Here is a 14,148-nt window from a genome sequence, read left to right on the forward strand (position 1 = left end):
AGTGTCGATATAATAAAGTTAACAAAACGACACACGTGTCGTTTAATTGAGAGGGGCCCAGCCTATGGATCGCTTATGGAAAAACAAAGGGTACGTGACCTTGATGTCTGCGCAAGCCATTTCGAGTATCGGTGACTGGTTAAGTATTGTCGCGATTATTACACTCGTTGGTTTGAAGTGGGATGCATCACCACTTGAAGTATCATTCGTCTTTTTGTGCTTGGCCGTGCCGATGGCCTTGTTTGGACCGGTTGCTGGAATGGTGGCTGATCGATTCAGCAGGAAAACGCTTATGATTGTCTCTGATGTTGTAAGGGCAGCTTTAATACTGATTTTGACGGTCGCTACATCACTTTGGATGGTTTATGCAACGCTACTTACAATTGGAATTTTTTCCGCTGTCTTCATCCCTGCGAAAAACGGAAAATTGAAAGAAGTGGTTGCGGAGGAAGATATGAAAGGGGCGATGTCAATCACCTCGATGATTGACTCCTCAACGAAAATTCTCGGCCCGCTCATTAGTGGGTTGCTTGTCACAGTAGTCGGTGCCCAGCAAGTGTTCATTATCGATTCTGCCACGTTTCTCATGTCTGCGGTCATCCTTTTGTTTGTTCCAAATGCGCGCTCCCTGGAAACGATCGAAGAAGAAAAAGAGGAGGGGGCGTTCAAGAAAGAGTTCGCACTCGGCTTTTCTTTTCTTAAGTCAAACCGCTTTATGATGACGGGTTTGATTTTGGTTGGTCTCAGCCTTTTGATTCTCCAATCGGCCGATTCCCAACTCATCGTCTTAATCCGTGAACTGACGCAGGCTTCACCAGATTTGTTCGGTTATCTTGTGACCGGTTCTGGCCTCGGCATGTTCTTAGCGGGCTTTTTGTTAGCGAAGAAAACGGATTATCAAGCTTATCCGCTCATGCTTCTCGGGGTATGTGGAATCGGAGCGAGCTTTGGTGTTATGGGGATGCTTACCTATTATGACCTTAATTATTCCATCCTGTGGGGACCAGGGCTTGGATTCACGGCGGGTTTTTCAGCAAGCTTGATTTTTATTCCATTCCAGGCGACTGTCCAGGTGAACACGCCTGTTCATATGACCGGGCGCGTGTTTGGGGTCATCAATAGTGTCATGACGACTGCGACGATCATCGGGCCTCTCGTCGGAGGGTGGATCGCAACAATGATCGGCGTCATTCCGACATTTACGATTACAGCAAGTCTTCTCGTCTTCGTATCTATCGTAGGGTTTATTTCGAAGCAAAAAGTAGAGGGAGTGAAGAGAGATGTCTCCACGAGTGAGCAAGGAACACCTGAAGCAACGACGAGCTGACATCATGGAAGCTGCAAGGAACGTATTTATTAAGCATGGATATGAGTACACGACCATGAAGCACGTCATGGAAGCTGCTGGCGTCAGCAGGGGCGGTCTCTATCAATATTTTTCAAATAAAGAAGATCTGTTTGAAGCTTTGCTTGAAGAAGGGCTCACGGACGAAGCGGAAGCGACAGTGGATTCACTGGAAAAAGTAGAATCTTACTGGGCTTTGCTTATGCAGCTTTTGTTCGGAGAAGATGGAAATCCTGATACAGAGATGGACCCACTCGCACCAAGCAAATTAGAATTTTTCATCACGGGTCGGAACGATGAACGAAGACGTGACTATGGAGAAAAGCGTTATGAAATGGGGCTGCGTATTTACGATGAACTCATCAAAAAAGGGCAGGAATCCGGTGAGTTCAGTGACCGCTATGACAGCGAGCTTGTGGCAAGGTCAATCATCACTTTTATCGACGGTCTTGCGCTAGATCATGCGATTTTGCCGGAAGAGAAAGTGAAGATAAAGGAGCAGTCAGCTTTGTTTGTAGAATATTTGAAAATGGCATTGGATGTACCCTCCTCTCGTTGAGGAGGGTTTTCTATATTTGTGCATGTTTGACTTTATAAATAGTTGGATATACAACTATATGATTCGACCAAAGGAGGAATCACACATGAAATCACTGGAGAATGCGTTGAAGCATAGAGTAGGACTAGGAACCGCCCCTTTAGGAAATATGTTCAGGAATGTACCGGAAGAAGAAGCTCGTGACACGATACAAACGGCCTGGGATCAGGGCGTCCGCTATTTTGACACCGCCCCTTTTTATGGCGCTGGTTTAGCGGAAATGCGTGTCGGTGACGTATTATCGAAGTACAACCGCGATGACTATGTGTTAAGCACAAAAGTAGGACGTTATATGACGGATGAGACAGAAGAGAACGAAGGTCTTTTTGAACATGGCCGGAACAATAAAGTCATTACAGATTATACGGAAGACGCAACAAAGAGGTCGATCGAGCAAAGCCTCGAACGACTGAAAACCGATCGTTTAGATATGGTCTTCGTGCACGACGTTTCTCCTGATTTCCACGGTGATGAATGGGTAGCTAAATTTGAAGAAGCGAGGACCGGAGCTTTCCGTGTGTTGTCACGTCTTCGCGAAGAAGGAGTCATCCGTTCGTGGGGCCTTGGTGTCAACACGACAGAACCGATTGAACTTGCGATGGAACTTGAAGAAACAAAACCGGATGTCTGCTTATCCGCAACGCAATATACGCTCCTGCAGCATGACCGCGCACTGCAGCGGATGATGACGATGGCAGAAGAGAAGGGCGTAGATATCGTTATCGGCAGTCCCTATAACTCCGGCGTTTTGTTTGGTGGAGATCACTATAACTATGAAAAAGCTGGAGCGGAGATTATTGGTAGAGTAAATCAATTGAAAGAGATCGGCGACAAGTACAATGTCCCGTTAAAAGCAGCTGCACTCCAATTTTCAACAGCCCATCCAGCCGTGAAATCGGTCATCCAGGTTCAACGCGTCCGGACCGGATTAAGGAAGATTTAGAGATGATTCAGCGTGAGATTCCAAAAGCGTTTTGGGATGAACTTGTGGAGAGAGGGTTTGTCTCGGCGCAGGCTCCTCTGCCTGAATGATTCACTCTATATATGATAGGAAGGAAGCTGCAAGATCTGCTTCCTTCCTTTTTATTTTCTGTGCTTTAAACTAACCCCAATCAAATATTACGATTAAGGTTAAGTGGAAGACATAGATTTGATATTTATTTTAGGTTTTTTTTGAGGACCATGGAGCTGCTTCCTCCAGTTGGGCAGCCAATGATAGGAGTAACCCCTCATTCGAGAAAGCGCTTGCAAATTGCATCCCAATGGGAAGACCTTCTTTACTCCAACCTAAGGGTAAAGAAATGGCGGGAGTTCCGGTAGCATTATACAAATTCGTATAAGGGGCATAGGTGAAAATTTGATTGGTCCAATCTTCAGCCGTCAGGCCTTCTTTGTTACAATTGAGGGTTCCCAGGGGTAAGGGTTTTTGTGCTGTCACAGGGGAGAGTATCACATCGTATTTTGTGAAAAATTCACCGATGACCCTCGAAATCATGGCATTGATATCAATGGCTTGTAGCAATTCTTCTCCCGAAATCTTTCCTCCAAATTCATAACAGGCCCAAATGCCTGATTCAAGATTTTCCTGTGATGGAATGCGGTTCACCATACTGGCAGCTCCATTGATCATATGTCTGATGTTCGTGGTCCAAATTCTGAGAGTTGATAATGAAAGTGCTTCCGCATCAACAGCAGGAGATACTTCTATGACCTCATGACCAAGATCTTCACACAATTTCGCGGTTTTATCCAACTCATTCAAGCAGTCTTCATCTACAGGTACATGGGATAACGGATCCCTCATCAAAGCGATCTTTAGTTTTTGCGGGGCTTTCTTCATTTGAGAAGAAAATGATTCAACAGGGGGCTCAGCCCAACCATAGCAACCGATGTCAGGTCCCGAGACAGCATCCAGGAGTGCCGCTGTATCCCGAACGGTTTTGGTTAAAGCAAATTCAATGGCTATTCCGTTCAATGGTTCGCTATTGTATGGGCCTGCAGGAATACGTCCTCGCGTCGGTTTGAGTCCTACTAATCCATTACAGGACGCCGGTATCCTGATAGATCCGCCTCCGTCATTGGCGTGGGCAACCGGGACAATCCCCGCAGCAATAGATGCCCCTGAACCGCCGCTTGATCCGCCAGGGCTGAGGGAAGAGTCCCATGGATTTCGCGTCGCTCCATAAAAAACAGATTCAGTTGTCGCATTATATCCAAATTCAGGAGTCGTTGTGGTACCGACAGTTAAAAGGCCAGCCTCTTTGTATCTCTTCATAAGTTCACTATCTACAGGGAAAGTGAGTCCTTCAGTTAATTGACTTCCCATATTAACGGGAACGTTTGCTTTGTGTAACACAAGTTCTTTAATTAAGAACGGGACCCCATGAAATGGACCTTTTGGGAGCTCCTTATTTATCTCTTCCTGAGAGTCTTGGTGTAATGTTTGTACGACTGCATTCAACTCGGGATTCAACAATGTGATAGCCTCAAGGGCCAATTCTCTTAACTCTGAAGCTTTGACTTTTTTATCCTTCACTAATCCAGATAGACCTAACCCATCATAGCTTGCATACTCATCTAAGCGCATACTTTCTCCTCCTTTTGTATAGTTTCCCATGTTAGAGGAGAGAGATAAATTACCCGAAAGTATAGTATTTTGAAAATTCTATATATTTAAGGTATAATGAGGACGGCTTAACGCTTCACCATCTAGGACTATGGAGAGGGGTTCTATAATGTTGAGCGAAACTCGTCTAGATCAAACCGATTACGAAAAGATGCTGTCCTTTTATAATATAGTCCTTCAGTGTAACGGTAATCATATAATTATTCAGGAGGCGCTCAAAGAAATCTTCAATTTTAACCAGACCATCCTATGGGATCTTCATCCAAAAAGAACCTTAGCCTTGCCACGTGCTTTCAATCTTCCAAGACAAGCGCTAGATGATTATTTAAGCTATTTTCAACCTTTGGACCTTCTTCACCCTAAAAATCTTTACATATCTAGCAGGAAACAAATATTTTGTTTGAATGAAATACTATCTCAGAACGATTATGAGCAATCCGAATACTATCAAGATTTCATGAAGAAACACGGGTACTACGATGAGATGGGTGTTTATTTCATGTTGGACAATCAAGTCAGAGGGGTTCTTGGATTAGTACGCACCCACGATGAGCCGCCTTTTACAACGAAAGATGTGACTCTTCTAAGCTATCTAATCCCTCCAATGAGCTCGATATTTATGGATAAGAAGAAAGAAAAGTTGAAAGGCATTTTAATTAAGAATGGAATCACAGAGCGAGAGAGCCAGGTAGTTCATCTTGTCATAGAGGGAAAGACGAATAAAGAGATGGCAGAGATATTATTCGTTAGTGAAAATACAATTAAGAAACATTTACAAAACATTTTCCATAAATTTGGTGTTTCTAATAGAACAAGCATCTATCGAGTTTTGCAGATGGAATAAAGTTGCGACTTTCTGTTTGTTGTAGGAAGGTTTCTGGGAGCTAAAAAGGGAAAAGCCTATCTAACATAGCATAAAAAAACGAGGTATAGGTTGGTCCCTATACCTCGTCTATTTGTATTAGTTACGAATCAAGTAATCAAACGCACCAAGCGCCGCGTTCGCACCATCACCCATAGAGATGATGATTTGGTTGTGTGGGCTGTCGGTGACGTCACCAGCCGCAAACAATCCTGGAATGTTTGTAGCGCCGCGCTTGTCTGTGATAATTTCCCCGATACGGTTCATTTCAACAGATTCGTCCATCCATTCGGTGTTTGGTACAAGGCCGATTTGGACGAAGACACCTTCAAGGCCGATGTGCTGTTCTTCACCAGATTCACGGTCGATATATGTGATTCCATTCACATTGTCATCGCCAGTGATTTCTTTGGTTTGGGCATTCGTTTTCACTTCGGCATTCGGAAGGCTGTTCAAGCGTTCTTGTAAGACTTCGTCTGCTTTCAGTGTGTCTGCGAATTCAAGCACGGTTACGTTTTGGACGATACCGGCAAGGTCGATCGCTGCTTCGACACCAGAGTTTCCGCCGCCGATGACAGCAACGTCTTTGCCTTCGAACAATGGTCCGTCACAGTGTGGGCAGTAGGCGACACCTTTGTTCTTGTACTCGTCCTCACCAGGGACGCCGAGCTGACGCCAGCGAGCACCTGTGGAGATGATGACGGTTTTACTTTTCAGCACCCCGCCGTTTTCTAGTTCAAGTTCAAACATATCGTCATCGTTTTTCTGCAAGCTTTTCGCACGTTGAAGGTTCATGATATCGATCTCATAATCTTTGACGTGTTCTTCAAGACTTGCTGCGAACTTCGGTCCTTCTGTGCTCTTCACACTGATGAAGTTTTCAATCGTCATCGTATCTAGGACCTGTCCACCGAATCGTTCTGCGACGATTCCTGTACGGATGCCTTTACGTGCAGAGTAGATCGCTGCACTTGCGCCTGCAGGGCCACCACCGATTACGAGAACTTCATAAGGCTCGCGGTTAGTGAACTCTTCTGGAGAAGGGCCTTCACTAATTTTCGCAACGATTTCTTCAAGCGTCGTGCGTCCACCACTGAAGAATTCTCCGTTAAGGTGGACAGAAGGAACGGCCATGATGTTTTTCTCTTCTGCTTCTTCTTTAAACGCCGCACCATCAATCATTGTGTGCGTAATGTTCGGGTTCAGCACGCTCATGATATTCAGGGCCTGAACAACATCCGGACAGTTGTGGCAGCTTAAGCTGACAAACGTTTCGAAATGAAACTCACCGGAGATGTTTTTGATTTGGTCGATCATCGTATCATCGATTTTCGGAGCTCTACCGCTCACTTGCAGTAAAGCAAGAACCAAGGACGTGAATTCATGACCAAGCGGAACACCGGCAAACGTAACGCCTGTCTCTTCTTGCGGGCGGTTCACGCTGAAGCTTGGTGTGCGTTTCAATTCTGTGTTTTGTGCTGTGATTTTCGGTGACATGGATGCAAGCTCATCCGTGAGAGCCAGCATGTCACGGGAGACTTTGTCGTCTCCCGCGCTGACTTTCAGTTCGATGTCACCTTCTAAAAGCTTTAGATACTCTTCTAATTGTGCTTTTATTTGTGCATCGAGAACCATTTATTTTCCACTCCTTAAATTTTGCCGACTAGGTCAAGGCTTGGTGTTAGTGTTTCTTCGCCTTCTTCCCATTTTGCTGGGCAAACTTCGCCAGGATTGTTACGTACGTATTGAGCAGCTTTGATTTTGCCAATTAGGCTGCTTGCATCGCGGCCGATTCCGCCAGCGTTGATTTCTACAGTCTGAATAACGCCATCTGGATCGATAATGAATGTACCGCGCTCAGCTAGTCCATCTTCTTCGTTCAGTACGTCGAATTGACGGGAGATCTGCTGAGATGGGTCACCGATCATGGAGTAAGTGATTTTGTTGATTTTTTCGGAAGCATCGTGCCAGCCTTTGTGTACGAAGTGAGTATCTGTAGAAACAGAGTATACTTCTGCACCTAGTTCTTTCAGTGCGTCGTAGTTGTTTTGTAGATCTTCAAGTTCTGTAGGGCAAACGAAAGAGAAGTCTGCTGGGTAGAAGCAAACAACGCTCCATTGTCCTTTGAAGTTTTGTTCTGATACGTCAACGAAATCACCGTTTTTGAATGCTTTCGCCCTGGAATGGTTGTACTTCTTTACCGATTAGAGCCATAGTAGAATTCCTCCTGAAAAGTATGTTTGATTAGCTGCTGTGATGTTGCAGCTTTTTATAATAATTCTAATTCAGTAGCTATTATTATATAAAATCGAGTATTTGTCAACAAAGACAAAAATCTGTCGAAATTTAGTTCTCAGCTGGCTGAATGAGAATGATTATACAAAAATTTCTCACGTTTTCTAGTGTAACAAGAAATAGAGAAAGGGTTTAGTAATTAGCCTTCCCGATTTTCATTTAATATAGAATCATATTGAGGAAATAATTTCATGTGAACATCCTTTTTCTTTTGTTCGGGTTTTGTAAAGGCTGGAAGGGAAGTACAGGGGATTGGCGGGTGATGTCGAATAGTATATAAGCAGTTAATAAAGAGGAGGATGAGAATGACTGATGATAAGAAAAATGTAGTGGCTTTTGCGCAGCCATCCAAACAAACGGATCCTTTTCGTCATGGCCAACCGTTATCAGAAGAACTTTAGATAAGATTACTCCTTCATCCTCCTCTTCACTCTGTTTTAGCTAATCGCCCATTCCATTGTCATAGAAGGCTCTCTTCGTGGTAATATTGAAGGAGCAACCATTCGAGCGGAGGAGCTTACTATGCGCATTTTCAAAATCCTGAATAACAATGCCGTCGTTGTGTACGATGGTCCCCAAGAGAAAATCGTCATGGGGAAGGGCGTTGCTTTTCAGAAGAAACGGAACGATATTGTGCCGAAACATAAAATCGAGAAGATCTTCCTCTTACGAGACCAGTCCTCAGAAAAATTCCAACAGTTATTATCCACTTTACCAGAAAAGCATATTGAAGTGGCCGAGCGAATCATCAGTCATGCAGAAGGATATTTGGAAGCCCCCTTGAACGACCATATCCATATTGCGCTTACCGACCACTTATCGTTTGCTTTAGAACGTTTGGAGCAAGGCTTTCCGATCCAAAACAAGTTGACGAATGAAATTAAGTTCCTATATAAGAAGGAATTCGAAGTAGGGATGTGGGCGAAAGAAGAGATCAAACGTGAACTTGGTGTCGAAGTTCCGATGGATGAGGTCGCCCATATCGCCCTTCACGTTCATACCGCGAAAATGGACACGCCGTCGATGAGCGAATCGTTGCAGACGGCGACCATTTTGCGTGACTTTGTTGAGCAGGTTGAAACGATTGTTGGGCTTACTATTGAAGAGACGAGCATCAACTACCAACGCTTGATTACCCATCTTCGCTTTGCATTGAATCGTGTAGAAGAGGGGAGCAATTTCGAACCAATTGATGAAGACATGCTGGATCTAATTCAAACGAAATATAAGGAAGCTTTTGAGACTTCAGAGAAGGTAGCCCTCTATTTGAAGGAAGAATACGGCATTGATTTTCCCGATTCTGAAATCGCCTATATCGCCTTGCACATCCAACGCCTGTTAAAAATAAATTAATTTTATTAAGGGATTGACGATAGCGTTTTCAATAGTTAGAATGAAATTGTTCAAAGTTAAATAGTGCAGGATTGTTACTGTTAAAGCAGGCAAGACCTAAAATGTGTAGAGTTGGATAGGTGACTCGTGTATGCGAATGACCTAACCACACTGTGCGCGTTTTAGGTCTTTTTTATTTTCTATAAAATGACAAGGGGGAAATATCATGAATCATAAAGAAGTAGCTGAACAATTGGTTCCGTTGCTCGGCGGCAAGGATAATGTTGTCAGTGCCACTCACTGTGCCACACGTTTACGTCTCGTCATTGAAGATGAGAGTCAAATCGATAAAGCAGCCATAGAAGAACTCGATGGGGTTAAAGGGGCGTTCTCAAGCTCTGGTCAGTTCCAGATTATCTTCGGAACAGGAACGGTCAACAAAGTGTTCACCCACTTTGGACCAATGGTCGGAGCTTCGGTGGAAGAAGAGGAAAATGACAAGTCCGTCTCTCACAAGGATGCGGCGAAAAGTAAAATGAATCCACTGGCACGTTTTGCCCGGACACTATCGAATATTTTTGTTCCAATCATCCCGGCGATCGTTGCTGCGGGTATGCTGATGGGGCTGCTCGGCCTGATGAACACATACAACTGGGTCGATCCTGAAAGCGGAATATTCGTCATGCTGGATATGTTCTCATCTGCTTCTTTCATCATTCTGCCAATCTTGATTGGTTTTAGTGCCGCGAAGGAATTTGGCGGAAATACGTATTTGGGTGCCGTCATCGGTGGAATCATGACCCACCCGAACCTTTTGAACCCGTGGGGACTTTCTGATGCTCAGCCGGAAACACTGGATTTCCTAGGCTTTGGGGTTGAAATGCTTGGATATCAGGGAACGGTTATCCCTGTGCTATTGACGGTTTATGTGATGTCAAAAATGGAACGAGCCTTCCGTAAGGTTGTTCCGAATGCCATTGATCTATTGGTTACACCGTTCTTGACAGTTATTTTTACAGGTTTTGTTGCTTTGCTTGTCGTTGGACCACTTGGCCGTACGCTAGGTAATGGACTGACTTCCGTGCTTGGTGTTGTGTATGACACAGCTGGTCCAATTGCAGGACTCATTTTCGGTGGCTTGTATTCAACGATTGTACTGACAGGAGTGCACCACAGTTTCCACGCGATTGAAGCGGAACTGTTGAACGTCGGCGGAAACTACTTGCTTCCGATTTGGGCAATGGCGAACGTAGCTCAAGGGGGAGCGACGATTGCGGTATTCTTCAAGACGAAAAACAAGAAAACGAAAGAAATTGCTCTTCCTGCAGGAATCTCTGCTTTCTTAGGAATTACAGAGCCAGCGATTTTCGGTGTCAACTTGAAATACCGTCGTCCGTTTATCGGAGCGGCGATTGGTGGAGCGCTTGGCGGTGCGTACGTCGTGTTCACAAAGGTAATGGCAAATGGAATCGGATTGACTGGTTTACCGATGTTCGCGATAGCTCAGGATCCGATCAACTACGGAATCGGCTGTCTAATCGCGATTGGTGGTTCCATCTTGGCGACGCTTCTGCTTGGATGGAGTGAAGATACGAAATAATAGTGACAAATCCTTACCAGCCCTTCGGCTGGTAGGGATTTGTTTTGTATAGGTGAATGGAAGATAATAAAGCAAAGAACGACTTTTGGAGGAGGATGAACGATGAAAAAAGGTGTCATTTCGCTTGGGGAAGCATTGATTGATTTTATCCCGTTGGATCAGGACAACACGAACTATCAAAAGAGCCCAGGAGGTGCGCCGGCAAACGTTTCTGTCGGTGTTGCGAGACTTGGGGCGACGTCTACGTTTTTAGGGAAAGTCGGCGATGATGTGCTCGGCCGTTTTATGAAAAAAACGCTCACCGATTACGGGGTGCAGACGCATAGCATGTTCCTGACGCCTGAGGTGAGGACAGGCGTTGTTTTTGTAACGAATGCTGAGGATGGGGAACGAAGCTTTGACTTTTATATCCATCCAAGTGCCGATCAGTTCCTTGAAGCAGGGGAGGTCGACGTGTCCGATTTCGATACCCATAAAGTGCTTCACTTCGGTTCGATTTCAATGATTGGTGAGACGGTCAAAGAGGCGACGCGCCATGCGGTTTCTTTGGCGAAGAAAAAAGAGATGATTGTCTCGTATGACCCGAACCTACGCCTACCGCTTTGGGATTCAGAGGAACAGGCAAGGGAAACGATTCAGTCGATGCTGTCAGAAGCAGACCTTTTGAAAATATCGGAGGAAGAATTGGAGTTCATCACAGGCGAAGCGGATATAGAGCGCGGGCTTGAGAAGCTTGCGGGTTACGATATTCCTTTGACACTGATTACAATGGGTGGAGAAGGCAACTATGTGTGCACGTCTGATGGAATACAGCATGTTCCTGCCATGAAAGTGAAAGCCGTCGATACGACAGGTGCAGGCGATGCGTTTGTTTCGGGTATGTTGTACTCCTTGAATGAGTACGAAGGCGATATCACTAGCATCACACTTCCGGAAGCGGTGAAGATGGCGAAGTTTGCAAGTGTATCCGGAGCCCTTGCGGCATCGACAAAAGGTGCGATGACAGCCCTTCCGACGCGGGATGAAGTAATGAAGCATCTCGAAGAGGCAGGCGAGTAATCGATGAGCAAGGATCAGGAATTGCGCCGAACCGCATTTGCAGAAGTGGAAAAGTATCAGGACATTGTAGAAGCGGATCCTTATCGGCTTCATTATCACATTATGCCACCCGTCGGTTTGTTGAATGATCCAAACGGCTGGATCCAGTGGAACGGTACCTATCATTTGTTTTACCAATGGATGCCGTTCAAGACGGGTCATGGTGCGAAATTTTGGGGACATTATTCGTCTCAGGACCTCATCAACTGGACACATGAAGATATTGCTCTTACACCCTCTGAATGGTTTGAGAAAAATGGCTGTTATTCAGGATCTGCGATTGAGCATAACGGCGAGCTTTATGCTTTTTACACAGGGAACGTGAAGGATGAGAAAGGCAATCGTGAGTCGTATCAATGCCTTGCTGTGTCCAAGGATGGCATTCATTTTGATAAAAAAGGTCCGGTCGTACACCTGCCGGAAGGATACACGGCCCATTTCCGCGACCCGAAAGTTTGGGAGCAAGATGGTTCTTACTTTATGGTGGTAGGCGCACAAACGGAAGACTTAAAAGGGGCTGTTGCGTTGCTTCGGAGTGAGGATTTACTTGCTTGGACTCATATTGGTGTCTTAGCTGGAGGGGGAGAAGACCGCTTAGGTGAGTTTGGCTATATGTTTGAATGTCCAGATTTGTTTGAGCTGGACGGCGGGGATGTCCTTGTTTTTTCACCCCAAGGGCTAGAACCTGAAGGGATGAAATATCAGAACGTCTATCAGGCAGGGTATGTGGTCGGAACGTTTGAGTCTCAGAATGGAGCCTATGAGCATGGCGATTTTTATGAGCTGGATCACGGTTTTGACTTTTATGCACCGCAGACGACGGAAGATGAGCACGGCCGCCGGGTTATGTTTGGCTGGATGAGCGTTCCGGACCAGGATGAACAGGAGCACCCAACCATAAAGCATCAGTGGCTGCATAATATGACCCTTCCGCGTGAGATGAAGCTCGTGGATGGAAGAGTCTATCAAACACCAGTGGCGGAGCTTGAGGACTTACGTAAGGATGATGTGGTGGAACGAGAAGTCGAGATTGATCACGAGACACTTGAGGTGGACGGTGTCAAAGGGAAAGCAGTTGAGATGAAGTTTGAAGATATCAACGTTTCTAAAGGTTGGTTCTCGCTTGAGATTGGCGGAGCTGCACGTATCGTTTATTCCAGTGAGCAAAGAACTTTCACATTGGAACGCGAAAGTTACGTAGACGGTGTCGTTGAGAAGCGGCAGACCGAAGTTGCCGAGTTGAAGGACCTGCATATCTTTATCGATACGTCGTCCGTAGAAGTGTTTGTCAATGGAGGCGCACATGTCTTCACAGCCCGTTTCTACCCAGCGCCCAACAACGATAGAATTCAATTTACCGCATCACAGAAAACCTCCCTCAACCTTAAAAAATGGGACTTGAGGAAAGTGTTTTAATTTCCATTATCTGTATGACCTGGTACGTAAAAATATGGTATCTAAAACAGTAAAGGAAGCCGAAGCTCGCTTAGAATGTGTCTAAGTAGGCTTCGGCTTCTTTTTTGTTGGGGAAAATTTTGTTGTGGCCCATTTCGTCCATTCGCTGTTTCAAGTATGGGTACATGTATTCAGCATGTGTGTAGAGAGCGATGGCTGAGGGTTTTTTGGAGGCGACAAGGGTGCGTAGTTCTTCCATTTCCCCTTCTACATCAGGAGTATTGATCTTTTCGCCGTTCATATCAATGAGGATCGTAAATCCTTCAGTCGTGTGCTCCAAGCTCTCTTTAATTGCGTTGCAGTAAATATTGACGTTTTCCTTCGTAATGAGTTCGCGTATTTTAATAAACTGTCTTTGGGTGGCCGGGTCGTAATAGACAATAAATTTCGAATGGTAGTACCAGTCTGTGAGCTCAAACATGATGGAGTGGGCTTCTACTTCCACACGAATGAAGGCTTCATTTTCACGGCCGTCCATAATCATACTTTTGAAGAATTGAAGCTGTGCTTCTTCTTTTCTTAGGTGAAAGATGATGGAAGAACGATTCCCACGCCCGCGTCCAGGAATCCAGGTCAGCCACCTGAGATCTTCCATCTTTTTTATAATGATCCTTAAGTTCCTCAGCGTATAAAAAAGATCATCCGCCAGCTGCTGCATGTTGACTTCCACCTGCTCTTCTTCTCCTACCTTATGAAAATGTGTTCGCAAACGAATATACGTTTCCTCAAGCTTCACAGTCTTCTCATCTCCTAAAAAGCGGAATTTTCAACGCATGACCTCTGCCTCTTTATCTTTCTCTATTCCTGATATGATTGAATTAGAAGTTAAAAACAGTATAACAATTTGCCTTCGGAATAGGGACGTACATTCAGTTCTCTCCATACAATCTCCTGCCTTTTTGTTCAGTAAGTTAACTTGTCTGAAATTAGGGCATGT

General features: G+C 45.1%; 10 protein-coding genes and 2 pseudogenes. 8 read left to right on the plus strand and 4 right to left on the minus strand.

The features are described 5' to 3' along the window. Positions 1–64: 64 nt before the first annotated feature. From LC065_RS05230 to LC065_RS05240, 3 genes and pseudogenes are all read left to right on the plus strand, one after another. Positions 65–1,327, plus strand: a complete 1,263-nt coding sequence (locus tag LC065_RS05230) for an MFS transporter (RefSeq protein ID WP_226593361.1) — start codon at positions 65–67, stop codon at positions 1,325–1,327. Further along, positions 1,281–1,904: a TetR/AcrR family transcriptional regulator gene (locus tag LC065_RS05235; RefSeq protein WP_226593360.1), complete on the plus strand. Its 624-nt coding sequence runs from the start codon at positions 1,281–1,283 to the stop codon at positions 1,902–1,904. Before LC065_RS05230 ends, LC065_RS05235 begins: the two co-directional genes overlap by 47 nt. 85 nt (positions 1,905–1,989) lie before the next feature. Next, positions 1,990–2,975 (plus strand): annotated as a pseudogene (locus tag LC065_RS05240) (aldo/keto reductase). Between the two features lie 130 nt (positions 2,976–3,105). Here LC065_RS05240 and LC065_RS05245 read toward each other — a convergent pair. Further along, positions 3,106–4,530, minus strand: coding sequence for an amidase (locus tag LC065_RS05245; protein ID WP_306163785.1), 1,425 nt, complete (start codon positions 4,528–4,530; stop codon positions 3,106–3,108). A gap of 148 nt (positions 4,531–4,678) precedes the next feature. On the opposite strand from LC065_RS05245, the gene LC065_RS05250 reads away from it, so the two are divergent. After that, positions 4,679–5,413, plus strand: a complete 735-nt coding sequence (locus tag LC065_RS05250; RefSeq protein WP_226593357.1) for a response regulator transcription factor — start codon at positions 4,679–4,681, stop codon at positions 5,411–5,413. Positions 5,414–5,530: 117 nt separating this feature from the next. Here the strand turns inward: LC065_RS05250 and ahpF are convergent, their stop codons facing one another. Further along, the gene (gene ahpF, locus LC065_RS05255) at positions 5,531–7,066 is read right to left on the minus strand and encodes an alkyl hydroperoxide reductase subunit F (protein ID WP_226593356.1); all 1,536 of its coding nucleotides are present in this window, start codon (positions 7,064–7,066) and stop codon (positions 5,531–5,533) included. A gap of 14 nt (positions 7,067–7,080) precedes the next feature. After that, a pseudogene (gene ahpC, locus LC065_RS05260) lies at positions 7,081–7,645 on the minus strand (alkyl hydroperoxide reductase subunit C). A gap of 603 nt (positions 7,646–8,248) precedes the next feature. Between ahpC and LC065_RS05265 the strand changes: the two are divergent. The 4 genes from LC065_RS05265 to LC065_RS05280 all read left to right on the plus strand — a co-directional run bounded on the left by LC065_RS05265 (position 8,249) and on the right by LC065_RS05280 (position 13,172). Then, complete coding sequence (locus LC065_RS05265; RefSeq protein WP_226593355.1) at positions 8,249–9,079, plus strand: PRD domain-containing protein; 831 nt, start codon at positions 8,249–8,251, stop codon at positions 9,077–9,079. Positions 9,080–9,284: 205 nt separating this feature from the next. Then, positions 9,285–10,658, plus strand: a complete 1,374-nt coding sequence (locus LC065_RS05270; protein ID WP_226593354.1) for a sucrose-specific PTS transporter subunit IIBC — start codon at positions 9,285–9,287, stop codon at positions 10,656–10,658. A gap of 102 nt (positions 10,659–10,760) precedes the next feature. Beyond that, positions 10,761–11,717 (plus strand): aminoimidazole riboside kinase, encoded by a 957-nt coding sequence (locus LC065_RS05275; RefSeq protein WP_226593353.1) that lies wholly within the window; start codon positions 10,761–10,763, stop codon positions 11,715–11,717. Between the two features lie 3 nt (positions 11,718–11,720). Continuing rightward, the gene (locus LC065_RS05280; protein WP_226593352.1) at positions 11,721–13,172 is read left to right on the plus strand and encodes a glycoside hydrolase family 32 protein; all 1,452 of its coding nucleotides are present in this window, start codon (positions 11,721–11,723) and stop codon (positions 13,170–13,172) included. A gap of 70 nt (positions 13,173–13,242) precedes the next feature. Here LC065_RS05280 and LC065_RS05285 read toward each other — a convergent pair whose 3' ends face one another. Next, entirely contained in the window at positions 13,243–13,947 is a 705-nt protein-coding gene (locus LC065_RS05285) for an SgrR family transcriptional regulator (protein WP_226593351.1), read from the minus strand. Positions 13,948–14,148 lie beyond the last annotated feature (201 nt).

Origin of the sequence: Halobacillus litoralis, assembly GCF_020524085.2 — a bacterium.
Lineage (GTDB): Bacteria > Bacillota > Bacilli > Bacillales > Halobacillaceae > Halobacillus > Halobacillus litoralis_E.

Excerpts from the sequence above, each read along its gene's own strand:
- ahpF (WP_226593356.1), bottom strand. The coding sequence starts at position 7,066 with ATGGTTCTCGATGCACAAATAAAAGCACAATTAGAAGAGTATCTAAAG.
- LC065_RS05235 (WP_226593360.1), top strand. The coding sequence starts at position 1,281 with ATGTCTCCACGAGTGAGCAAGGAACACCTGAAGCAACGACGAGCTGAC.
- LC065_RS05280 (WP_226593352.1), top strand. The coding sequence starts at position 11,721 with ATGAGCAAGGATCAGGAATTGCGCCGAACCGCATTTGCAGAAGTGGAA.
- LC065_RS05275 (WP_226593353.1), top strand. The coding sequence starts at position 10,761 with ATGAAAAAAGGTGTCATTTCGCTTGGGGAAGCATTGATTGATTTTATC.
- LC065_RS05270 (WP_226593354.1), top strand. The coding sequence starts at position 9,285 with ATGAATCATAAAGAAGTAGCTGAACAATTGGTTCCGTTGCTCGGCGGC.
- LC065_RS05245 (WP_306163785.1), bottom strand. The coding sequence starts at position 4,530 with ATGCGCTTAGATGAGTATGCAAGCTATGATGGGTTAGGTCTATCTGGA.
- LC065_RS05230 (WP_226593361.1), top strand. The coding sequence starts at position 65 with ATGGATCGCTTATGGAAAAACAAAGGGTACGTGACCTTGATGTCTGCG.
- LC065_RS05265 (WP_226593355.1), top strand. The coding sequence starts at position 8,249 with ATGCGCATTTTCAAAATCCTGAATAACAATGCCGTCGTTGTGTACGAT.
- LC065_RS05250 (WP_226593357.1), top strand. The coding sequence starts at position 4,679 with ATGTTGAGCGAAACTCGTCTAGATCAAACCGATTACGAAAAGATGCTG.